Source organism: Stenotrophomonas sp. Steno-Z4, assembly GCF_056393145.1.
In genome coordinates, this window is the sequence record NZ_JBWJPC010000001.1 from 804,269 (window position 1) to 826,447 (window position 22,179).

17 protein-coding genes are annotated in these 22,179 nt (G+C 66.9%); 11 read left to right on the forward strand and 6 right to left on the reverse strand.

Translation table 11 applies throughout. The features are described 5' to 3' along the window. Positions 1–11: 11 nt before the first annotated feature. On the reverse strand, positions 12–902 hold the full coding sequence (locus AC06E7_RS03575; protein ID WP_095362930.1) for a LysR family transcriptional regulator: 891 nt from the start codon (positions 900–902) through the stop codon (positions 12–14). A 104-nt stretch (positions 903–1,006) separates the two neighbouring features. On the opposite strand from AC06E7_RS03575, the gene AC06E7_RS03580 reads away from it, so the two are divergent. Then, on the forward strand, positions 1,007–2,059 hold the full coding sequence (locus AC06E7_RS03580) for an NAD(P)-dependent alcohol dehydrogenase (RefSeq protein ID WP_093533557.1): 1,053 nt from the start codon (positions 1,007–1,009) through the stop codon (positions 2,057–2,059). Positions 2,060–2,100: 41 nt separating this feature from the next. On the opposite strand, the gene AC06E7_RS03585 is transcribed toward AC06E7_RS03580, so the two are convergent. Further along, positions 2,101–3,465, reverse strand: coding sequence for a glutamate--cysteine ligase (locus AC06E7_RS03585; protein WP_184125583.1), 1,365 nt, complete (start codon positions 3,463–3,465; stop codon positions 2,101–2,103). A 236-nt stretch (positions 3,466–3,701) separates the two neighbouring features. Here AC06E7_RS03585 and AC06E7_RS03590 point away from each other — a divergent pair, with 236 nt between their 5' ends. Next, entirely contained in the window at positions 3,702–4,526 is an 825-nt protein-coding gene (locus AC06E7_RS03590; RefSeq protein WP_414715861.1) for a helix-turn-helix transcriptional regulator, read from the forward strand. Positions 4,527–4,627: 101 nt separating this feature from the next. Beyond that, the gene (locus AC06E7_RS03595) at positions 4,628–5,605 is read left to right on the forward strand and encodes an MBL fold metallo-hydrolase (RefSeq protein ID WP_478063026.1); all 978 of its coding nucleotides are present in this window, start codon (positions 4,628–4,630) and stop codon (positions 5,603–5,605) included. A 64-nt stretch (positions 5,606–5,669) separates the two neighbouring features. On the opposite strand, the gene yihA is transcribed toward AC06E7_RS03595, so the two are convergent. Further along, a complete protein-coding gene (yihA, locus tag AC06E7_RS03600) occupies positions 5,670–6,293 on the reverse strand; it encodes a ribosome biogenesis GTP-binding protein YihA/YsxC (RefSeq protein ID WP_068853999.1) in 624 nt (207 codons plus the stop codon). A gap of 155 nt (positions 6,294–6,448) precedes the next feature. Between yihA and AC06E7_RS03605 the strand changes: the two genes are divergently transcribed. From AC06E7_RS03605 to betA, 7 genes are all read left to right on the forward strand, one after another. Then, the gene (locus tag AC06E7_RS03605; protein WP_095362934.1) at positions 6,449–7,249 is read left to right on the forward strand and encodes a c-type cytochrome; all 801 of its coding nucleotides are present in this window, start codon (positions 6,449–6,451) and stop codon (positions 7,247–7,249) included. A gap of 108 nt (positions 7,250–7,357) precedes the next feature. Continuing rightward, complete coding sequence (locus AC06E7_RS03610; protein WP_306987540.1) at positions 7,358–8,011, forward strand: thiol:disulfide interchange protein DsbA/DsbL; 654 nt, start codon at positions 7,358–7,360, stop codon at positions 8,009–8,011. Between the two features lie 106 nt (positions 8,012–8,117). Then, positions 8,118–8,942: a thiol:disulfide interchange protein DsbA/DsbL gene (locus AC06E7_RS03615; RefSeq protein WP_478063029.1), complete on the forward strand. Its 825-nt coding sequence runs from the start codon at positions 8,118–8,120 to the stop codon at positions 8,940–8,942. 53 nt (positions 8,943–8,995) lie between these two features. After that, positions 8,996–9,733, forward strand: a complete 738-nt coding sequence (locus AC06E7_RS03620) for an endonuclease/exonuclease/phosphatase family protein (RefSeq protein WP_176472599.1) — start codon at positions 8,996–8,998, stop codon at positions 9,731–9,733. A gap of 80 nt (positions 9,734–9,813) precedes the next feature. Next, positions 9,814–11,793 carry a choline BCCT transporter BetT gene (gene betT / locus AC06E7_RS03625; RefSeq protein ID WP_478063030.1) on the forward strand — a complete coding sequence of 660 codons (1,980 nt, stop codon included), beginning with the start codon at positions 9,814–9,816 and terminating at the stop codon, positions 11,791–11,793. A 37-nt stretch (positions 11,794–11,830) separates the two neighbouring features. Next, positions 11,831–13,303: a betaine-aldehyde dehydrogenase gene (gene betB / locus AC06E7_RS03630; RefSeq protein WP_478063032.1), complete on the forward strand. Its 1,473-nt coding sequence runs from the start codon at positions 11,831–11,833 to the stop codon at positions 13,301–13,303. 25 nt (positions 13,304–13,328) lie between these two features. Beyond that, entirely contained in the window at positions 13,329–14,999 is a 1,671-nt protein-coding gene (betA, locus tag AC06E7_RS03635) for a choline dehydrogenase (RefSeq protein WP_478063034.1), read from the forward strand. Between the two features lie 162 nt (positions 15,000–15,161). Here betA and AC06E7_RS03640 read toward each other — a convergent pair whose 3' ends face one another. Next, the gene (locus AC06E7_RS03640) at positions 15,162–16,040 is read right to left on the reverse strand and encodes an EamA family transporter (RefSeq protein ID WP_093533549.1); all 879 of its coding nucleotides are present in this window, start codon (positions 16,038–16,040) and stop codon (positions 15,162–15,164) included. 48 nt (positions 16,041–16,088) lie between these two features. Next, positions 16,089–16,568, reverse strand: coding sequence for a VOC family protein (locus AC06E7_RS03645; protein WP_478063036.1), 480 nt, complete (start codon positions 16,566–16,568; stop codon positions 16,089–16,091). 310 nt (positions 16,569–16,878) lie between these two features. On the opposite strand from AC06E7_RS03645, the gene fhuE reads away from it, so the two are divergent. Continuing rightward, positions 16,879–19,041, forward strand: a complete 2,163-nt coding sequence (gene fhuE / locus AC06E7_RS03650) for a ferric-rhodotorulic acid/ferric-coprogen receptor FhuE (RefSeq protein WP_478063038.1) — start codon at positions 16,879–16,881, stop codon at positions 19,039–19,041. A gap of 75 nt (positions 19,042–19,116) precedes the next feature. Here the strand turns inward: fhuE and AC06E7_RS03655 are convergent, their stop codons facing one another. Further along, positions 19,117–21,987 carry a TonB-dependent receptor gene (locus AC06E7_RS03655; protein WP_426804300.1) on the reverse strand — a complete coding sequence of 957 codons (2,871 nt, stop codon included), beginning with the start codon at positions 21,985–21,987 and terminating at the stop codon, positions 19,117–19,119. Positions 21,988–22,179 lie beyond the last annotated feature (192 nt).

A 22,179-nucleotide genomic window follows, 5' to 3' on the forward strand; every position in this document is an offset into this window, starting at 1 on the left:
CCGCGCGTCCCTCAATCGCGCTCGCGCAGCATATCCACGAACGCGCGCAATGCCGAGGACATCTGCCGTTGGCGTGGGTAGTACAGCACCCAGCCGGCGAACGGTTCGCTCCAGTCTTCCAGCACCGCCACCAGCCGGCCGTCGTCCAGGTACGGGCGCGCCGCATCCTCCAGCACGTAGGCCAGGCCCAGGCCGTCCAGCACCGCCTGCAGGATCGTGTGCTGATCCCCGAGCGTGAGCCGGCCCGGCACATCGATGTCGAGCGTCTGTCCATCGCGCTCGAACTGCCACTTGTACAGATGGCCGCTGGCAAAGCGGAAGCGCACGCACTCATGCTCCGCCAGCTCGCGCGGGTGCAGTGGCACCGCCCGGCCCTGCAGGTAGGCCGGCGATGCCACGATCAGCCCGCGCAGCGGCGGCCCCAGCGGCACCGCCACCATGTCTTCGGGCACGAACTCATGCAGCCGCACCCCCGCGTCGTAGCCCTCGGCCACGATATCCACCAGGCCATCGTCCTGCGCCACCTCCAGCCGTACATCGGGGTGCGCGCGCAGGTAATGCGCCAGGCGCGGGCCCAGCTCGGTATGCACCGCCGCGCGGGTGGCATTGATGCGCAGCAGGCCGGCCGGCGCCGCACGGAAGTGGTTCATCTCCTCCAGCGCGTCATGCACCTGGCCCAGCGCCGGCTGCAGGCGATCAAGCAGCCGCTGCCCGGCCTCGGTCAGCGCCACGCTGCGGGTAGTGCGGTGGAACAGACCCACCCCCAGCCGCTCTTCCAGCGCGCGGATGGCGTAGCTCACCGCCGAGGTCGACAGCGCCAGTTCCGCCCCGGCACGGCGGAAGCTGCGGTGGCGGGCTACTGCGGCGAACGCGGCCAGGTGGGTCAGGTTGTCAGTAGCCACGATTGTGCAGTCTGCCTTGATGAATCATGCCGATATATTGACTGTATACCCATGGAAAGCGGGCGTATTGTAAAGCGCCTTTCCATAAATCCCAGGATATCTCCATGTCCCTTGCCCATGGCTATGCCGTGCATGACCAGACTGCGCCGCTGGTGCCGTTCTCCTTCGAGCGCCGCCCGGTCGGTGCCGACGATGTCCGCATCCAGATCCTCTACAGCGGCATCTGCCACTCCGACCTGCACCAGGCCCGCGACGACTGGGGCGGCGCCCAGTTCCCGATGGTGCCGGGCCACGAAATCATCGGCCGGGTCACCGAAGTCGGCGCCAACGTCACCCGCTTCAAGGTCGGCGACTTCGCCGGCGTCGGCTGCATGGTCGACTCCTGCCGCCATTGCGACGCCTGCGACCACGACCTGGAGCAGTACTGCGAAAAGGGCCCGACCTACACCTACAACAGCAAGGAGCGCGGCAGCGACCAGCTCACCTTCGGCGGCTACTCCGACCACATCGTGGTTGAACAGCGCTTCGTGGTGAAGGTCGCCGACACGCTCGACCTGAAGGCGGCCGCCCCGCTGCTGTGCGCCGGCATCACCACCTACTCCCCCCTGCGCCACTGGAAGGTCGGCCCCGGCCAGAAGGTCGGCGTGATCGGCCTGGGTGGCCTCGGCCACATGGGCGTGAAGTTCGCCAAGGCCATGGGCGCCACCGTGGTGATGATCACCACCACTCCGGAAAAGGGTGCCGATGCCAAGCGCCTGGGCGCCGACGAAGTGCTGGTCTCGCGCGATCCGGCACAGATGAAGGCCCATGCCAACAGCTTCGACTTCCTGCTCAACACCATCCCGGTCAGCCACGACACCAATCCGTACATGCAGCTGCTCAAGCGCGACGCCACCATGTGCCTGGTAGGCGTGATCACCGAGCTGGACCCGCCACTGATGGGTTCCAGCGTGATCTTCGGCCGCAAGCACGTGACCGGCTCGGCGATCGGCGGCATGGCCGAAACCCAGGAAATGATGGATTTCTGTGCCGAACACAACATCGTCAGCGACGTGGAAGTGATCGACATCAAGACCGTCAATGAAGCCTGGGCGCGCATGGCGAAAAACGATGTGCGTTACCGGTTCGTGATCGACATGGCAACGTTGGCGGCATGATGTAGAAAAAACCCCGGCCTGGCCGGGGTTTTTTTCGGGGTTCAGTACGCGAACTGCTTGAATACCGGGTCCACGCTCTGGTTCCACTCACCGTGGTACAGCGCCAGCTTGCGCTCGGCCGGCGTGATGCCCGACGCCACGATCTCCTGCAGCACGTCCAGGAAGTGGCTTTCATCCTGGCCGTCCGCATTGCGCGCCGCGCGCCGCTTCAGGCCAGCAACAGCGATCTTCAACGCCTCGGCCGCCAGGTCGCGCACCGTGCCACCGCGGAACGGCAGGTTCAGCGCATGCTTCGGCACCCCATCGCGCAGCGCATGGCGCTCCACCAGGCTGAAGTCACGCACCAGGTCCCACGCCGCATCCAGCGCCGCATCGTCGTACAGCAACCCTACCCAGAACGCCGGCAGCGCACACAGCCGCGCCCACGGGCCACCGTCGGCCCCGCGCATTTCCAGGTATTTCTTCAAGCGCACTTCCGGGAACGCCGTGGTCATGTGGTCCGACCAGTCGCGCAGTGTCGGCAGCTGGCCCGGCAGCACCGGCAGCTTGCCCACCATGAAATCGCGAAAGCTCTGCCCGCTGGCATCGTGGTACACGCCATCGCGGTAAGAGAAATACATCGGCACATCGAGCAGGTAATCCACGTAACGCTCGTAACCGAAGCCATCCTCGAACACGAAGTCGAGCATGCCCGTACGGTCCGCGTCCGTATCCGTCCAGATGTGCGAGCGGTAGCTCAGGTAACCGTTCGGCTTCCCCTCGGTGAACGGCGAATCGGCGAACAACGCCGTGGCGATCGGCTGCAGCGCCAGCGACACCCGGAACTTCTTCACCATGTCCGCTTCGGTGGCGTAATCCAGGTTCACCTGCACCGTGCAGGTGCGCGTCATCATGTCCAGCCCAAGCGAACCCACCTTCGGCATGTAGTCGCGCATGATGCGGTAGCGACCCTTCGGCATCCACGGCATCTCTTCGCGCGTCCACTTCGGCTGGAAGCCCATGCCGAGGAAGCCCAGCTCCAGCTCCGCCGCCACCTGCGCCACCTCGTTGAGGTGCGTGCCGGTTTCCACGCAGGTCTGGTGGATGCTTTCCAGCGCCGCGCCCGACAGTTCCAGCTGCCCGGCCGGCTCCAGCGTCACCGACGCGTTGTCACGCAGCAGCGCGATGGTGCGCTCGTTCTCCTGCACCGGCGTCCAGCCGAAGCGGGTCAGCCCGGTGAGCAGCGCTTCGATGCCGCGCTCGCCATCGAAGGTGGGCGGGCGCAGGTCGTCCAGCCGGAAGCCGAACTTCTCGTGTTCGGTGCCGATGCGCCACTGCGCCTTGGGCTTTTCGCCGGAGGCCAACGTGGCGACCAGTTCATTACGGTCGGTGATCGGCGTCTCGGCGACGTGGCTGGGGCTCGACAAGGGGAGGCTCGCAGGGATTCTGGACTGGACGGGGATGTGGGGCTGATCGCCCCGCATCGCAAGGGCGCAGTATAGGGTGGCGGTTCCGGCCGTCATGCCACCGTGACGGTTTTCTGCATCCTATTGGATGGGACTTGACCGCCTGCCATGCCCGCCGCCATTGGCTTGCGCGCGTTGGCCCGGCGCGTGGCAGCAGCATGGCGCGGCCGCTTGGCCGATACTGCATCGTCATGGACATGCCCGTTACCCCCGATCCGCTGCTGGCCGAGATGGCCAGCCTTGCCGACTGCCAGCGCGCGGGCGGGTATGCCTGCATCACCGCCCGCCGTGAACACGGCGCCCAGTCGGTGGACATTCCGCAACCGCAGTTCGCCATCCTGCTGCAGGGGCGCAAGCAGGTGCGCACCGCGCACCAGATCCTGCAACTGGTGCCCGGCGATCTGTTCCTGATCACCCGACGCTGCCGGATCGACGTGGTCAACACGCCCGATCCGCAGACCGGGCTGTACCTCAGCGCGATCGTGCCGCTGTGCGCCGAAGCGCTGTCGGCCGCACGCGTGCTGTGGAACGAGCCGCTGCCCGAGGCCGGCGACGCACTGGCCAGACTGTCGCTGCACGACCATGCCGACACCCTGCGCCAATGGCGCCAGGCACTGGAGCACGCCCAGTACACCGAAGCCCGCCTGGCCTTGGCCTCGCTGGTGCTGGCATTCTGCCGGCGCGGCCACGGCAGCCTGCTGGTGCCACCCGAGCCCAGCCTGGGCGAACGCATCCGCGACCTGATCGCGGCCCAGCCCGAACGCGACTGGCAATCGCGCGATTTCGAAGACCAGCTCGGTCTCAGCGGCGCCACCCTGCGGCGGCGCCTGGCCAGCGAGCAGTCCAGCGTGCGCGAGCTGATCGCCGATGCGCGCCTGGCCCACGCCATGAACCTGCTCTACACCACCCAACTGCCGCTCAAGACCGTGGCCGCGCGGGTCGGCTACCGCTCGCCGGGCAGTTTCAGCAAGCGCTTCGCCGCGCGCTACGGGCTGGAACCGACAGCGATCGGCAACAGCTGAGCGCACCGCGAGCGTTTCGCCGCGCATTCTGAGCGGAACGCCGCGCCCGCCCCGCGCACCATGCAGGCACCGCGGCGCTGCCGCCTTGTACGGAAACGATCATGTCCTTCCCCCGTGTGCGTGTCCTTGCCACCGCCCTGCTGCTGGCCGCGGTTGCCGCGCCTGCGTTCGCCACCACCACCCACCACCCGCTGCAACAGGTGCCCGGCGTGTACCACCAGCAGATCGGCGACCTGGAAGTCACCGCCCTGTTCGACGGCACCGTGGCCCTGGGTCGCTCGGAACTGGTCGGCATTGCACCGGGCGCGGTCACCCGCCTGCTCGACCACCGCTACGTGCCCGAAGACGGCAAGGGCCTGCAGACCGCGGTCAACGCTTACCTGATCCAGCGCGGCAACCACCTCACCCTGGTCGACACCGGCACCGCCGGCTGCTTCGGCCCGGGGCTGGGCCAGGTGCTGGGCAACCTGCGCAAGGCCGGCTACGACCCGGCCGAGGTGGATGATGTCCTGCTCACCCATGCCCACCCCGACCACCTGTGTGGCCTGCTGGATGCGCAGGACCAGGTCGCGTATCCCAATGCCACCGTGTGGCTGTCCGACGCCGATGCTGCGTATTGGCTGGATCCGGCCAGCGAGGCCGGCGCGCCGCAGGGCGTGCGTTTTGCCTTCGCGTTGGCCCGCAAGGCCGTGGCGCCCTACGTGGCCAGCGGCAAGCTGCACCGCTTCCGCCCCGGGCAGGCGCTGCCGAACGGCGTCACCGCGCTGGACAGCCACGGGCATACCCCGGGCCATGTGTCCTGGAAGATCGACGGCGGTGAGCGGCAGGCGGTCCTGGTGTGGGGCGACATCGTGCACTTCCACGCCGTGCAGTTCGCCCAGCCGCAGGCCGCCTACGAAGCCGACAGCGACCGCACGGCCGCCATTGCCAGCCGTCGCGCGATGATGGCGCAGGCCGCCGATGGGGGGTGGTGGGTCGCCGGTGCCCACCTGCCGTTCCCGGGCCTGGGGCATGTCCGTCGGGAAGGCGAAGCCTTCGCCTGGGTGCCGGGCGAATTCGCACCCTTGCCTGCGCGCTGACGCATGCACCGAGCAACGGTCGGTACCTGCCGGTAGCACCCGACCGGTGGTCGGGTGACAGCAATCAGGGCGCGTCGGGCGCCGGTTTGTTCAGGCCCAGCCAGCCGCCGATGATCCCGCGCGCCTCGTCCACGCCCTGGCGGGCCGGGCCGGAGAAGGTCTGCACGCTGACGGTGTCGCCAAAGGCGGACTGCAGTTCCTTGCGCACCTTCTGCAGGGCAATGCCCTGCTGGCCACGGCCGAGCTTGTCGGCCTTGGTCAGCAGCGCGTGCGCCGGCAACCCGCGCCGGACCGCGTAGGCCAGCATCTGCCGGTCGTAGTCCTTGAGCGGGTGGCGGATGTCCATCACCACCACCAGCCCGCGCAGGGCCTCGCGGGTGCGGAAGTACTGGTCGATGAAGGCCTGCCAGTGCGCCTGCAGGTCCAGCGGCACCTTGGCGTAGCCGTAACCGGGCAGGTCGACCAGCTTGGCCTCGGGGGTGACTTCGAAGAACACCAGCTGCTGGGTGCGGCCGGGGGTCTTGGACACCCGGGCCAGGCTGTTCTGGCGGGTCAGGGCGTTGAGGGCACTGGATTTGCCGGCGTTGGAGCGGCCGGCAAAGGCCACTTCGGCCCCCACGTCGTCCGGCAATTGCCGGGTATTGTGGGCCGAGAGCAGGTAATGGGCGCGTTCGAGGAGCAATGACATGGGCATAGGATCGCATGTCCGGGCCCGCCGCGTGCTGCCGGTCACGGGTTTTGCCGCACTGCCGCGTTGACCCCGGCGTGAAACGGCATGGATAATCGGGCGATCCCCGCGTGTGCAGCCTGCACACGCCAGGCCGGTCCACACGGAGCTTCCGCATGCGCCATGCTCGCGTTCTTGCCGTTTCCGCTGTCGCTGTATCGTTGCTCGCCGCTGTTGCCTATGCCCAGACCGCAGTGACCCCGCTGCCGGACAACACGCCGGTGAGGACGGCGTCGCTCGAAGTCGATTTCAGCAAGACCACGTGGGGCGATGCCAAGGCGGGCCAGACCAAGGCTGCCGCGTGCGCGGCGTGCCACTCGGCCGATGGCAACTCGACGGTGGAGATGTATCCCAGCATCGCCGGCCAGAGCGAGCGCTACTCTTCGCAGCAGATGGCCCTGATCGCCAACGGCCAGCGCACGTCGGGGGCATCGGCAGCGATGGTGCCGTTCGTGCAGGACCTCAGCCCGCAGGACATGCGCGACATCGGAGCGTATTTCGCAACGCAGAAGGCCAGCGCCGGGCTTGCCGATGACAGCCTGGTGGCCGAAGGTCCGTACAAGGACAAGAAGTTCTACGAAATCGGCCAGCAGCTCTACCGCGGCGGCGATGCCCAGCGTGGCATTCCGGCGTGCATGGCCTGCCACGGCCCCACCGGGGCCGGCAACCCGGGCCCGGCCTACCCGCACGTGGGCGGTCAGCACGCCTCCTATGTGGCGCGGCGGCTGCAGGAGTACCAGGCGGGCGTGACCCAACAGACCGACAAGGCGCACTTCCAGATCATGGCCACCATCGCCAAGTCGCTGACCGAGCAGGAAATCCAGGCACTGGGCAGCTACCTGCAGGGCCTGCACAACCGCGCCGATGACGTGGCCACCGCCGCGCCGCGTTCGGCCGTGGGTGGTGCACGCCAATGACGGCTGTCCGGGACCGATGACAGATGCGCCCCGCCCAAGCGGCGGGTTATGTTCACTGCCACGCCGGCACTGGGCCGGCGTTGTTTTTTCCGATGGAGATGGATGTAGATGACGTTGATGCCCCGCCTGATGCTGTTGCTGCTGGCCCTGAGCCCGCTGTCCGTACTGGCCGCGCCCGCCCCCGCCGCACTGGTGGAAGGCAAGGATTACGAGGTGATCCAGGCACCCGGCCCGCTTGCGCCGCTGGCCGGCAAGATCGAAGTAGCGGAAGTGTTCGGCTACACCTGCCCGCACTGCGCCCACTTCGAGCCGCTGCTGCAGGCCTGGCAGAAGAAGCTGCCTAAGGATGTGCGCTTCACGCCGGTGCCGGCCGTGTTCGGTGGCTACTGGGATTCCTATGCCCGCGCCTACTACGCCGCCGACCAGCTGGGCGTGGCCAAGCGCAGTCATGTGGCGATGTTCGATGCACTGCATGAAAAGGGCTCGCTGCCCCTCTCCAACGTGTCGCCCACGGAGCTGGCCGGCTTCTACAAGGACTACGGCGTGACCGAACAGCAGTTCACCACCGCGCTGAAGAGCGATGAAGTGGAGGCAAAGCTTGCCGTGGCCAAATCCTTCGCGCAGCGGGTCAAGGTGCAGGGCACCCCGTCGCTGATCGTCAACGGCAAGTACCTGGTCAAGGGCACGTCCTTCGAAAGCATGCTGCGCAACGCCGATGCCCTGATCGCACGCGAACGCGAACGCGCCGCGAAGGCTCGCTGAACCGTCACGCACCCTGCACGCGGCGCCCCGGCGGCCGCGTGTCATCATTCCCCCCTGGCCGGCGCCCGACGCGCCGGCCCCAACATGCTCTGCTGGAGACGCTTCGATGAAGACCCGTTTCGCCCTCATGCTCATGGCCCTGCTGCCGATCCTGGCCGCCTGCAAGGCGCAGGACGGCACCGCCAACACCGCCACGCCGACCGAACCGGCTGCGCCGACCAGCGCTCCGGCGGCTGAAACCGCCCCGGCCCCGACCGAGGCCGCACCGGCCGCCAGCGGCGAAACCGCCGCCGCCGAGACCGCCGCTGCCGAAGCCACCACCCCGGCCCCGGCTTCCTCGCAGCCGACCGGTCCGGCGCCCGTGGAAGGCGCCGACTACGTGGTCATCGCCAACGGCAAGCCGTTCCAGCCGGCCACCGGCAAGATCGAAGTGGCCGAAGTCTTCGGCTTCGTCTGCCCGGCCTGCGCCGCGTTCCAGCCGCTGATCGGGCCGTGGAAAGCCGGCCTGCCGAGCGATGTGAACTTCGTCTACGTGCCGGCCATGTTCGGCGGCACCTGGGATGACTACGCCAAGGCCTTCTACGCCGCACAGGCGCTGAACCTGGAAGACAAGACCCACGAAGCGCTGTACAAGGCCATCCACGTCGACCAGGCCCTGAAGGGCGAGCGCGGCCGTGATTCGGTGCAGGACATCGCCGCGTTCTATGCCAAGCACGGTGCCGATGCCAAGCAGTTCGAAGCCGCCATGTCGAGCTTCGCGGTGAGCGCCAAGACCAGTGCCGCCAAGCAGTTCGCCCAGCGCAGCCAGATCACCGGCACGCCGTCGGTGATCGTCAACGGCAAGTACCTGGTCAAGGGCAAGAGCTTCCCGGACATGCTGCGCATCGCCGATCACCTGATCGCCCGCGAACGCGCCGCCAAGGGCAACTGAGCATCCAAGAGCAAGCGACCGTCGTGACTTCCCCCAACACGCGGACCCTGCGCCTGCTGACGGCCAACATCCAGGCCGGCTCCAGCACCCGCCGCTACAGCGACTACGTGACCCGCAGCTGGTCGCATGCGCTGCCGGCGGGGCGCAAGCGGACCAGCCTGGACGCCATCGCCCAGCTGGCCCGCGGTCACGACATCGTCGGCCTGCAGGAGGCCGACCCCGGCAGCCTGCGCTCGGGCTTCACCAACCAGACCCACTACCTGGCCGAGCGCGCCGGCTTCAATTACTGGAGCCACCAACCCAACCGCCGCATGGGCGGGGTGGCCTCCAGTGCCAACGGCCTGCTGAGCCGGCTGGAACCGGTGGAAGTCCAGGACCACGCACTGCCCGGCCGGATCGGCGGGCGCGGCGTGCTGCTGGCCAAGTTCGGCGATGGCAACGAGGGCCTGGCGGTCGCGGTGGCGCACCTGTCGCTGGGCACCAACTCGCGCATGTCGCAGCTGGCCTTCATCGCCGATCTGTTGTCCGAGCATTCCAACGCGGTGCTGATGGGCGACTTCAACTGCCTGGCCGAACGCCCGGAAATGCAGGTGCTGTACCAGAAGACCAACCTGCAACCGCCCGGCTGCGCGGTACCCACTTTCCCGAGCTGGCGGCCGGACCGGGCCATCGACCACATCCTGCTCAGCAGCGGCCTGCAGCAACGCAGTGCCGAAGCGGTACCGGCGGCGTTTTCCGATCACCTGGCACTGGCCATGGAGATCGACGTGCCGAGCGACGCCCTGCGCTGACCGCGTAAACGGGATGTCCACAGCGCGTATGCGCTAATGCGTGGGGTCTGCCGGCAACGGCACCGTGAGCCCCTTCATCCATGAACATCGTGGAGACGCCTCCCAGCGAGGTGCGCACGCTTCGACCGGTCTTCCTGCTTGCCGCCACGATCGTGGCGGCATTCGCCATTCTGGTGACCGCGTTTCCCATTTCGTCCGGCGTGCTGCTGCTGGAAGCGCAGACCTGGGCGTCGCGCAACGTCGGCTGGTACTACCTGCTGGCAATGACCGTGTACCTGGTCTTCGTGGTCGGGGTGGCACTGTCCGGCTACGGCCAGGTGAAACTGGGCGCGGACCATGACGAGCCGGAATTCAGCTATCTCTCCTGGGCGGGCATGCTGTTCGCGGCCGGGATCAGCATCACGCTGTTCTTCTTCTGCGTGTCCGAACCGCTCACCCATTACCTGCAGCCGCCACAAGGTGGCGTGGGTGGTGGTGAAGCCGGCGCGCGCCAGGCCATGCAGCTCCTGTTCCTGCACTGGGGCCTGCACGGCTGGGGCGTGTTCGCACTGGCGGCGATGGCGCTGGCCTACTTCGCGTACCGCCACAACCTGCCACTGGCGCTGCGGTCGGCGCTGTACCCGCTGATCGGCAAGCGCATCAACGGCCCCATCGGTTACACCGTGGATGCGCTGGGCATCGTGGCCACCGTGTTCGGCATCGGCGCGGACATGGGCTTTGGCGTGCTGCACCTCAATGCCGGCCTGAACGTGCTGCTGCCGATCCCGCACGCGCCGTGGGTACAGGTGGCGCTGATCGCGCTGATGATGGGCGCGGCGATCCTCGTGGCGGTGTCCGGCGTGGAGAAGGGCGTGCGCTGGATGTCGGACATCAACATGCTGCTGGCCATCGCGCTGCTGCTGTTCATGCTGTTCGCCGGCCCCACCCAGTACCTGCTCAGCACCTTCATGCAGAACCTGGGCGATTACCTGGGCAATGTGGTGGGCAAGAGTTTCGACGTGTATGCCTACGGCGGCCGCGCCGACTGGCTGGGCAACTGGACGGTGTTCTACTGGGCCTGGTGGATCGGCTGGGCGCCGTTCGTGGGGCTGTTCATCGCCCGCATTTCGCGCGGGCGGACCATCCGTGAATTCGTGTTCGGCGTGCTGCTGATCCCGCTCGGCTTCACCCTGGCGTGGCTGTCGATCTTCGGCAACAGCGCGCTGGACCAGGTGCTGCACCACGGCCAGGAGCACCTGGCGCAGATGGCCGTGGATAACCCGCCGACCGTGCTGTACGCGCTGCTGGACAACTACCCGTGGACCCGCGCGGTGATCACCGTGACGGTGATCGTCAGCTTCATCTTCTTCGTGACCTCGGCCGATTCGGGCACCGTGGTGCTGTCCACCCTGTCCTCGCACGGCGGCCTGCCGGAGGAAGATGGACCGCGCTGGCTGCGGGTGTTCTGGGGGGTGATGACCGCGCTGGTTACCGCCGGGCTGCTGCTGGCCGGCAGCATGGATGCGCTCAAATCGGCGGTGGTGCTCGCCTCGTTGCCGTTCTCGGTGGTGCTGCTGCTGATGCTGTGGGGGCTGACCCGCGCACTGGGCGAGGAATCGCAGCGGAAGAAAGCCTCGCAATACTCGCCCATTCCCGTGGTGGGGCAATCACGGCACCAGCGCGGCTGGCGCCAGCGCATCACCCAGGCCGTGCACTTCCCGGCACGCGACGAGGTGTACCGCTTCATGGATGAAGAAGTGCGCCCGGCACTCGAGGCCGTGGCCGCGCAGCTGCGCGACAAGGGGCTGGACGTGGAAACCCGCTTCGAGCCAGGCGACATGCAGCTCACCGTGGACCATGGCGAGCAGCAGGTGTTCACCTACCAGGTGGTGATGAAGGGCTACCTCACCCCCTCGTTCGCCGCGCAGCGCTTCCGCAACCAGCGCTACTACCGCGCCGAAGTGCACCTGTATGAAGGTGGACAGGATTACGAGCTGGTCGGCTATAGCCGCCAGCAGATCATCAACGACATCATCGACCAGTACGAGCGCCACCTGCAGTTCCTGCATCTGACCCGTTGAACCCGCTGGTCTCCCGACGCAAACAGGAGTCATCGACATGCCCACCTTCCCCGACCAGCTGCTGTACATCGGCGGCCGCCCTGTGGCCTCGCAGGGCAACCGCACCTTCGAAGTGGTCAACCCGGCCAACGGCGAGGTGCTGGCCAACGTGCACAGCGCCAACAGCGACGACCTGGATGCCGCGGTGGAAAGCGCCCATGCCGGCCAGAAGGCCTGGGCCGCGCTCACCACGGTGGAGCGCTCGCGCATCCTGCTGCGCGCGGTGGCATTGCTGCGCGAACGCAACGACGACCTGGCCGAACTGGAAAGCCTCAACACCGGCAAACCGCTGAGCGAAACCCGCAGCGTGGACATCGTCACCGGCGCGGACGCGCTGGAGTACTACGCCGGGGTGATGCACGGGCTGGAAGGCAGCCAGGTGCCGTTGCGCGAAGGCAGCTTCTTCTACACACGGCAGGAACCGTTGGGCGTGGTCGGCGCGATCGGGGCCTGGAACTACCCGATCCAGATCGCGCTGTGGAAGGCGGCCCCTGCGCTCGCGGCGGGCAATGCGATGATCTTCAAGCCCAGCGAAGTGACCCCGCTGACCGCGCTGAAGCTGGCCGAAATCTTCACCGAAGCCGGCCTGCCCGATGGCGTGTTCAATGTACTACCCGGCGATGGCGCCGGGGTCGGCACCGCACTGACCGAACACCCCGGCATCGAGAAGATCTCCTTCACCGGCGGCACTGCCACCGGGCGCAAGGTGATGGCCAGCGCGTCCAGTTCCACGCTCAAGGAGGTGACCATGGAGCTGGGCGGCAAGTCGGCGCTGATCATCTGCACCGATGCGGATATCGACCTGGCCGCCGATGTGGCGATGATGGCCAACTTCTACAGCTCCGGGCAGGTCTGCACCAACGGCACCCGCGTGTTCGTACCGCACGCCCTGCAGGCGGATGTCGAGCAGGCGCTGCGCGAGCGCGTGGCCCGTATCCGCATCGGCGATCCGCTGGCCGAAGACACCAACTTCGGCCCACTGGTCAGCGCCGCGCACATGCGCCGGGTGCTGGCGCACATCGACAGCGGCAAGACAGAAGGCGCGCGCCTGGTGTGCGGTGGCGAGCGCCTTACCGACGGCGCGCTGGGCAAGGGCTGCTATGTTGCCCCGACCATCTTCAGCGATTGCCGCGACGACATGGGCATCGTGCGCGAAGAGATCTTCGGGCCGGTGCTCAGCCTGTTGACCTATGAAGATGAAGACGAGGCGATCCGCCGCGCCAATGCCACCGACTACGGCCTCGCGGCCGGCGTGGTCACGCCGGACCTGAGCCGCGCACACCGGTTGATCCACCGCCTGGAAGCGGGCATCTGCTGGGTCAACTGCTGGGGCGAATCGCCGGCCACGATGCCGGTGGGCGGCTACAAGCAGTCCGGCGTGGGCCGCGAGAACGGCCTGGCCACGCTGCGTGCCTACACCCGCACCAAATCCGTCCAGATCGAACTGGACCGCTACGCGTCGGTGTTCTGAACCGGCCTGACCAGGAGACCCCGCGATGAAGCGCGAGTACGACTACATCATCATCGGCGCCGGTTCGGCCGGCAACACGCTGGCCGCGCGCCTCACTGAAGACGCCGGCGTGAGCGTGCTGCTGCTGGAAGCTGGCGGCCCGGACTACCGCCTGGATTTCCGCACGCAGATGCCGGCCGCGCTGGCCTACCCGCTGCAGGGCCGGCGCTATAACTGGGCCTATGAAACCGAGCCGGAACCGCACATGGACAACCGGCGCATGGAATGCGGGCGCGGCAAGGGCCTGGGCGGCTCCTCGCTGATCAACGGCATGTGCTACATCCGCGGCAACGCGCTGGATTTCGACCAGTGGGCCACCTTCGATGGCCTGGAGGACTGGAGCTACCTGGACGTGCTGCCCTACTTCCGCAAGGCCGAAACCCGCGACATCGGGCCCAACGATTACCACGGCGGCGATGGCCCGGTCAGCGTGGCCACCCCGAAGAACGACAACAACGTGCTGTTCCACGCCATGGTGGAGGCCGGCGTACAGGCCGGCTACCCGCGCACCGACGACCTCAACGGCTACCAGCAGGAAGGCTTCGGCCCGATGGACCGCACCGTGACCCCGCGCGGGCGCCGCTCCAGTACTGCGCGCGGCTACCTGGACATGGCCAAGGGCCGTCCCGGGCTGGAGATCGTCACCCACGCCACCACCGACCGCATCCTGTTCGACGGCAAGCGCGCAGTGGGCGTGCGCTACCTGGCCGGCGGCAGCGCCGAACCGATCGATGTCGAGGCCCGGCGCGAGGTGCTGCTGTGCGCCGGCGCCATCGCCTCGCCACAGATCCTGCAGCGCTCCGGCGTGGGCGCGCCGGCATTGCTGGCCTCGCTGGGCGTGCCGCTGGTGCACGACCTGCCCGGCGTGGGGGAAAACCTGCAGGATCATCTTGAGGTGTACATGCAGTACGCCTGCACCAGGCCGGTGTCGCTGTACCCGGCGCTGCAGTGGTGGAACCAGCCGGCGATCGGCGCCGAATGGCTGTTCGCCGGCACCGGGATCGGCGCCAGCAACCAGTTCGAGGCCGGCGGCTTCATCCGCACCCGTGACGACTTCGCCTGGCCCAACATCCAGTACCACTTCCTGCCAGTGGCGATCAATTACAACGGCACCAACGCGGTGAAGGAACACGGCTTCCAGGCGCATGTCGGGTCGATGCGCACGCCCAGCCGTGGCCGCGTGCATGCGCGTTCGCTGGACCCCCACCAGCATCCGTCCATCCTGTTCAACTACCAGTCCACCGACCAGGACTGGCAGGAGTTCCGCGATGCGATCCGGATCACCCGCGAGATCATCGCACAGCCCGCGCTGGACGAGTACCGCGGCCGCGAGATCAGCCCCAGCGCAGACTGCCGCACCGATGCGGAGCTGGATGCCTTCGTACGTGCCCGTGCCGAAACCGCCTACCACCCGTCCTGCTCGTGCGCGATGGGCACCGATGCGATGAGCGTGGTGGACGGCCAGGGCCGCGTGCATGGCATGCAGGGCCTGCGCGTGGTGGACGCCTCGATCATGCCGCGCATCATCACCGGCAACCTCAATGCGACCACGATTATGATTGCCGAGAAGATCGCCGACCGCATCCGGGGCCGCGAGCCGTTGCCGCGCAGCACGGCCACGTACTACGTGGCCGGCGACGCGCCGGTGCGCGGCTGATGCACAAAATGCTTGCCCGAAGGGGGTAGAGCCGACTGGGGTAGAGCCGACTGTTAGTCGGCTATCGCGCGAAGCGCGATGGTATTGCTATCGCCGCGGAAAGAAGCCGACTAACAGTCGGCTCTACCCGGTCGGCTCTACCCCCTCGGCTAACCATTGGATTCATCCCGCCGGGTCGGGCAGCGCCGGCGCCCGCCGGTTCGCCGTCAACGTGCTCCCCACCGACGCCAGCACCGTGCAGCCGATCGCCGCCCACTGCAGCGGCGTGAGGTGCTCGGCCAGCAGACCCATCGCCAGCAGTGCAGCCACCGCCGGTTCCATGCTGATCAGGATGCCGAAGGTTTCCTTCGGCAAGCGCTTCAACGCCGCCATCTCCAATGACATCGGAATCGCGCTGGACACCACCGCCACGCCCAGCCCGAACAGCAGGATCTTCGGGTCCAGCAGCGCCATGCCCGCATGCGCCACGCCCACCGGCACCACCACCAGCGCCGCCGCACACATGCCCAGCGAGACCGTATGACCGGCCGGCAGGTGGCCGGCGCGCTTGCCGAAGATGATGTAAAGCGCCCAGCACACCGCCGCGCCCAGTGCGTACAGCACACCAGTCAGGTCCAGCGGCTCGCCGTGGCCCAGCGGCAGCAACAGCAGCAGGCCGGCGGCCGCACACCCCACCCAGACGAAATCGATCGGGCGGCGCGAGGACCACATCGCCACCGCCAACGGACCGCAGAACTCGATGGCCACCGCGATGCCGAACGGAATCGTGCGCAGCGCCATGTAGAACAGCAGGTTCATCACCCCCAGGGTGATGCCATAGCGGAAGATCGCGCCCGCATCGGCGCGCGTGGTGGTCCAGCGCCACGGCCGGAACACCGCCAGCAGCACCAGCGCGGAAAAGCCCACGCGCAGCGCGCTGGTGCCCTGCGCACCGATCACCGGGAACAGATCCTTGGCGAACGAGGTACCCACGGCAAGCGAAGTGACCGAGCCGAGCACGGCCAGGACGGGGAACAGCGTGGAAAGGCGCGACGTAGTCATCGCGCGAGGATACGCCGGGGCACCCGTTGCGAGATACCTGCCGTGTCGCTACCCGCGCACTGCCGCCTCGATCCTGGCTACGTCGATCTTCTTCATGGTCATCATCGCTTCGAAGGCGCGTTTGGCCACGGCCGGGTCGGTGCTGTTGAACGCCTCGGTCAGCACGCGCGGGGTGATCTGCCACGACAGCCCCCACTTGTCCTTGCACCAGCCGCAATCGCTCTCCTGGCCACCGTTGTCGACGATGGCGTTCCACAGCCGGTCGGTCTCGGCCTGGTCATCGGTGGCGATCTGGAACGAAAACGCCTCGCTGTGCCTGAAAGCCGGACCGCCGTTCAAGCCGATGCAGGGAATGCCCACCACGGTGAACTCCACGGTCAGCACATCGCCCTTTTTGCCGCCGGGAAAGTCGGCGGGCGCGCGGTGCACGGCCTGCACCGAACTGTCTGGGAAGGTGGCTGCGTAGAACGCCGCCGCTTCTTCGGCGGTCCCGTCATACCAGAGACACAGGGTGTTCTTGGCGATCATCACCGTTTCCTGGGATCGGGCCACGGCCCGGGTGAGACCAACGGTAGGCCCGCCGATGTTAAGCGCTGGTAGGTCCGGACCGTTGATCGGGACCCCCCCCCACTTGCGACCGGTAGACATTGCGGATAGGACTGATTCGCATTAACATAATGAGATCCCGTTCGCGCCAGGGAGGCGCAGCGGCGATCAGTTGCCAACGCCCGTGCCTGTTTTCACGGCACCCGCCAGCCGCGTACTGCCCCCACTTTGACCGCAGCGCCCGGCATCCGAGGATGGCCGCCTGGTGCGCGCCGCCGCCCAGGAAACGCTGATGACCCGTACTTCCGCTGTGCCGTCCCGCACCTTGCCGCAAGGCCGCCTGCCGCAGGCGCTGTTGATCGCCCTGGCCACCCTGGCTGCGGCTCCCGCCTTCGCGCAGGACATCGGCGCCGACGCCACCACGCTGGACAAGATCGTGGTCAAGGGCGAGCGCGCCGAGGGCTATTCGGTCCGCAAGACCTCGGCCGGCACCCGCTTCGACCTCGCCCCGCGCGAGATCCCACAGTCGATCAGCATCATCAGCCACCAGCGCATCGAGGACCAGAACCTCGATGACATCATCGACGTGCTGGCCAACACCACCGGCGTGAGCAGCACCCAGTCCGATACCGAGCGCACCGAGTTCTACTCGCGCGGGTTCTATATCGACAGCTACCAGTACGACAACCTTCCCACCCAGATGGTGCAGAACTGGAGCTACGGCGATTCCGGCCTGGACCTGGCCCTGTACGACCGCGTGGAAGTGGTGCGTGGCGCCACCGGCCTGCTGACCGGCGCGGGCAACCCGTCGGCGTCGGTCAACCTGATCCGCAAGCACGCCGACAGCGCCGAACTGACCGGCAGCGTGTCGGTCAACGTCGGCAGTTGGGGCCGCACCCGCAACACCGTGGATGTGACCACCCCGCTGAATGCCAGTGGTTCGGTGCGCGCGCGCGTGATCGGCAGCTACCTCGATACCGAATCGCAGATGGACCGCTACGACCAGCACAAGACGCTGGGCTATGCGGTGATCGATGCGGATCTGACCCCGGACACCCAGCTGAGCGTCGGCTACGACTACCAGCAGAAGCGCGCCAACGGCGCTACCTGGGGCGGCTTCCCGATGTTGTTCTCCGACGGTTCGCCGACCCCGTTCGACGAATCGTTCAGCGCCAACCCGCGCTGGACCTACTGGGACACCACCAGCAAGCGCCTGTTCGCCACCCTGGAACACGGCTTCGCCAACGACTGGAAGGTTCGCGTCGGCGCCACCCATGACGAGACCAAGGCCGACGACAAGCTGTTCTACCCGGCCTACAACGACTGGACCACCGGTGCTTCGCTGCTGGACCCGGTCACCGGCGCCGGCGTCACCCCGTCGGCCGGCTTCTACAACACCGAGCGCAAGGTCGATGCGGTGGACGGCTACGTCGAAGGCCCGTTCCAGCTGTTCGGCCGCGAGCACCAGGTCATGGCCGGCCTGAGCTACAACAAGCGCCGCTACGCCAACTATGGTGACTACCAGGGGGGCTGGGCGCCGCTGGACAACTACCTGGGCGGCGTTGCCGATTTCCCGGAACCCAACTGGCTGGACACCCTGCCGCTGCAGAGCGAAGGCACCATCACCCAGAAGGCCGGCTATGCCGCCACCCGCCTGTCGCTGGCCGATCCTCTGAAGCTGATCCTTGGCGCGCGTTACACCGACTGGAAGAGCGAAGGCGAAGGCGCGGACCGCTCGCACAAGGTCACCACGCCCTATGCCGGCCTGGTCTACGACCTCAACGACACTTGGTCGACCTACGCCGCTTACACCGAAATCTTCCAGCCGCAGACGCTCAAGCAGCAGAACGGCAGCTACCTGGATCCGGTGGACGGCAAGAGCTACGAAGTGGGCGTCAAGGCCGCCTGGTTCGACAACCGCCTGAATGCCTCGCTCGCGGTGTTCCGCATCGAGCAGGACAACGTGGGCCAGGCCACCACCATTCCGGTGCAGGGCAGCCTGAACGAGTTCGCCTACATCGCCGCGCGCGGCACGGTAAGCCGTGGCTTCGAGCTGGAATTGAACGGTGAGCTGGCGACGGGCTGGAACGCCACCTTCGGTGCCTCGCGCTACGTGGCCAAGGACATCAACGGCGCGGACATCAACACCAACCTGCCGCAGACCACCATCAAGCTGTTCACCAGCTACACCCCGCAGGCGCTGAGCGACCTGACCGTCGGTGGCGGCGTGAACTGGCAGAACGGCATCTACTACCCGGTGCCGGCCTACGGCCGCATCGAGCAGGAGAGCTACGCGCTGGTCAGTGCCTTCGTGCGCTACCGCCTGGCCCCGCAGTTCAGCGTGCAGGCCAACCTCAACAACCTGCTGGACAAGGAATACTTCTCGCAGATCAACGGCTACGGTGCCTACGGCGACGGCCGCAACGGCTCGATCACCTTCACCTGGTCGTTCTGAGGTAGCACCCGACCGCTGGTCGGGTGCTCGGTAACAAGCAGAAAGCCGGGCCACGCCCGGCTTTCTGCGTTTCAATCAGAACCGCAGGTCCGCACGCAGGTACCAGTAACGTCCCTTCGGGATGTCATAGGTAGACGCGTCATACCCGTTCAACGAGCACGACAGGCAGATCGGCGGATCCTTGTCGAACGCGTTGTTCAAGCCAGCGCTGAGCTGCAGGCCCTTCATCCAGTCGAACTTGTAGCCCACCTGGAAGTCATTGTAGGTGGTTGCCGCCAGTTCGTTGGTGCCGGCCGCCTGGTCGCTGCACACCGGGAACGCGGCGGCATCACCGCACTGCTCGGTGAGCTTGGAAATGTGGCGCACGGTCCACGACGCATTCCAGGCGCCCATGTTCCAGCTCAGCGACGCGTTGCTGGTCCATTCCGGAATCGAGCTGTCGGTGACTTCCACGCCCGGTTCCTGCGGCTGGCGCTGGCCTGCCGCACCCACTGCCTCGTAACGGCCGACGAAGGTGTTCTGCCAGCCGATCTTGAACTGGCCGACATCGGTCTGCGGCAGCGTCCAGAACAGGTCCACGTCCCAGCCGTCGGTCTTGATCGAGCCCAGGTTGGTCAGGCGGTTGTTGAAGCCGCTCACCGCGCCGGTCGATGCACGGGTGATGCCATCGCAGTACAGCGCGTCCAGCGTGTCCACGCACAGGTCGAGCTGGGTCTGCGCGTTGATCGCCTGGATAGCACCTTCGATGTTGTGGCGGTAGAAGGTCACTTCCACGTCGAAGCGCTCCGACCACGAGGCGTTGTTGCCGAACCATGGGCTCCACACGAAACCGGCACTGAAGCTGCGCGAGGTTTCCGGATCCAGCTGGTCGTTGCCGCCGGTGGTGACCGAGATCTGCGAATTCGCCTGCTGGAAGCCAGTCGGCACGCCCAGCGCCGCGCAGTTGGCCGCACTGCCGCGCGGCGGCGTGCCGCCCAGGCCCACCGAGCACGGATCGAACAGCTGCAGATCCGCGCGCGCGGCTGACCCGTACAGCTCACCGATGGAGGGGGCGCGGAAGCCTTCGGCATAGCTGGTGCGCAGCACGAAGTCGTCGGTCACCTGCCAACGCAGGCCGTACTTGGGCGTGAACTCGCCACCGAAGGTGGAGTAATCCGAATAGCGTCCCGCCAGACTCAGGTCCAGTTTTTCACCCAGCGCGCTCTTGGCGAAGATCGGCACCGCCAGTTCGAGGTACACCTCGTTGACGTCGTACGAACCGGAGGTCGGCAGCGACGGCACGCCGTTGTAGTGGCCGCGCACCGTGATCGGATCGGGCTGGTATTCGCCTTCGTACTTGCGGTACTCGTACCCTGTGGCGAACGAGAGCGGGCCTGCCGGCAGCGTGAGCAGGTCGCTGCTCAGGTTGGCAGTGAACAGGGTGAGTTCGTTCTGGCTGCGGTCGTGCACCACCGGCTGGATCCAGTCCAGCATCGGCCGGGTGATGGTGCCTGGGCCGCCGAAGATGTTCAGCGGCACGCAGCCCGGTGTAGCCGCGCAGATCGCCGGATCACCCAGCGCGATGTTGGCGTTGTAGATGTTGTAGCTGCCGTAGTTGGTCTGTTCGGCCTTGTTCTTGCTGTACATGCCGTTGACGTCCCACGACCAGCTGCGATCGACGGCCTGGAACAGCCCCACCAGCCCGGTGGCGAAGTAGGTGGTGTTCACTTCCTGCTCGAAGATGCGCGGCCCGCCTTCCACCGGGCGGCGGCCGATCATGCTCAGGTTGCTGGACGAATCCAGGTCGAAGCCGAACGGGTTGTACGGGTTGAGCGCGGAAATGACGATGTTGTCGGCCAACGGGTTGCCGGTCGCGCCATCAGGGCCGAAGAACAGCGGCTCGGGGCCGGCCTGGTTGGTCGATTCGCGCCGGTTGGCCAGCGCCTTGATGTACCACTGCACGTTGTCGGTGATGTCGAAGCGGAACTGGCCGAAGATGCCCTTGCGCTCGGACGGGGTCAGCAGCAGGTTGTACTCGGCGAAGTTGAAGCGGTCCGCCGTGGTGAAGCAGTGGTAATCGTCGGTGCGGTCGCAACCGCCCACGCCGTTGAAGGTGGGGCTGGTGGCGCCGGTATTGGGCGTGATGTTGTAGGCGATGCCGGTGTTCGGGTCGGTGAACATGAAGCGACCGGTCGGGGTGGCCGAGCTGCCGAACGACAGGCCGGTGCCGGGAACCGGGTAGCGCGACTGTTCGCGGGTGTTGGCATACACCGCGTCCTGCTTGGTCCAGCTGGCGCCCAGGAACAGGCTGTAGCGGTCGCCACTGGTGCCCCAGGCCAGGTCCACGCCCTTCTGGGTGCCATCGCCCTTGCTGTACTCACCATAGTTCACGGTGACCTGGCCGCCATCGAACTCGCGGCGGGTGATGATGTTGACCACGCCGGCAATCGCGTCCGAACCGTACAGCGACGAGGCGCCGTCTTCGAGCACTTCGATGCGCTCGACGATCGCCAGCGGAATGGTGTTGAGGTCGGTGGCCGCGCCCACGCCGGACGCGGAGGATTCGTTGACCCAACGGATGCCATCGACCAGCACCAGCACGCGCTTGGCGCCCAGGTGGCGAAGGTCAACCTGGGCCGAACCGGCGCCCACGCCGCTGCCATCAGGCGGGAAACCGAAGTTGCCCGACGAGTTGAACTTCGCATTCAGCGCCGAACCGGAACCGGTCAGCTGCTGCAGCACCTCGCCGATGGAATTCAGCCCGGTGCGTTCGATCTCGCTGCGGGTAAGGGTCTGGATCGGCACCTGGCCTTCGACCTCGGCGCGCTTGATGCGGGTACCGGTGACTTCCACCCGGTCCAGTTCGGTGGTGGTGCGGGTAGCATCCTGCGCGGTGGCAAGGGTGGGGACGGACAGCAGGCACAGCGCTACGGCAGCCGCCAAGGGGCGGTAATGCAGGTTGTTCATTCGCTCTCTCTCCAAAGGAATGGCTTGCTGGGGCCGCCTCGCCTCCCCCTTGAAGCGCGGCAGCGTCTCCTTTGTAAACAACCTGTAAAGATGAAGGCGTGATGAAAGTGTGGATTTCACGCAGACGTTACGGATGCGGCACCGAGCGGCCGATCTGAGCCGACGAGCGGCTGCGCAGCAGCCGAATTCCGG

What these genes read in the sequence shown, in the direction of transcription:
- AC06E7_RS03580 (WP_093533557.1), top strand. Translation starts at nt 1,007, where the DNA reads ATGTCCCTTGCCCATGGCTATGCCGTGCATGACCAGACTGCGCCGCTG.
- AC06E7_RS03590 (WP_414715861.1), top strand. Translation starts at nt 3,702, where the DNA reads ATGCCCGTTACCCCCGATCCGCTGCTGGCCGAGATGGCCAGCCTTGCC.
- AC06E7_RS03595 (WP_478063026.1), top strand. Translation starts at nt 4,628, where the DNA reads ATGTCCTTCCCCCGTGTGCGTGTCCTTGCCACCGCCCTGCTGCTGGCC.
- yihA (WP_068853999.1), bottom strand. Translation starts at nt 6,293, where the DNA reads ATGTCATTGCTCCTCGAACGCGCCCATTACCTGCTCTCGGCCCACAAT.
- AC06E7_RS03605 (WP_095362934.1), top strand. Translation starts at nt 6,449, where the DNA reads ATGCGCCATGCTCGCGTTCTTGCCGTTTCCGCTGTCGCTGTATCGTTG.
- AC06E7_RS03610 (WP_306987540.1), top strand. Translation starts at nt 7,358, where the DNA reads ATGACGTTGATGCCCCGCCTGATGCTGTTGCTGCTGGCCCTGAGCCCG.
- AC06E7_RS03615 (WP_478063029.1), top strand. Translation starts at nt 8,118, where the DNA reads ATGAAGACCCGTTTCGCCCTCATGCTCATGGCCCTGCTGCCGATCCTG.
- betT (WP_478063030.1), top strand. Translation starts at nt 9,814, where the DNA reads ATGAACATCGTGGAGACGCCTCCCAGCGAGGTGCGCACGCTTCGACCG.
- betB (WP_478063032.1), top strand. Translation starts at nt 11,831, where the DNA reads ATGCCCACCTTCCCCGACCAGCTGCTGTACATCGGCGGCCGCCCTGTG.
- betA (WP_478063034.1), top strand. Translation starts at nt 13,329, where the DNA reads ATGAAGCGCGAGTACGACTACATCATCATCGGCGCCGGTTCGGCCGGC.
- AC06E7_RS03640 (WP_093533549.1), bottom strand. Translation starts at nt 16,040, where the DNA reads ATGACTACGTCGCGCCTTTCCACGCTGTTCCCCGTCCTGGCCGTGCTC.
- AC06E7_RS03645 (WP_478063036.1), bottom strand. Translation starts at nt 16,568, where the DNA reads ATGATCGCCAAGAACACCCTGTGTCTCTGGTATGACGGGACCGCCGAA.
- fhuE (WP_478063038.1), top strand. Translation starts at nt 16,879, where the DNA reads ATGACCCGTACTTCCGCTGTGCCGTCCCGCACCTTGCCGCAAGGCCGC.
- AC06E7_RS03655 (WP_426804300.1), bottom strand. Translation starts at nt 21,987, where the DNA reads ATGAACAACCTGCATTACCGCCCCTTGGCGGCTGCCGTAGCGCTGTGC.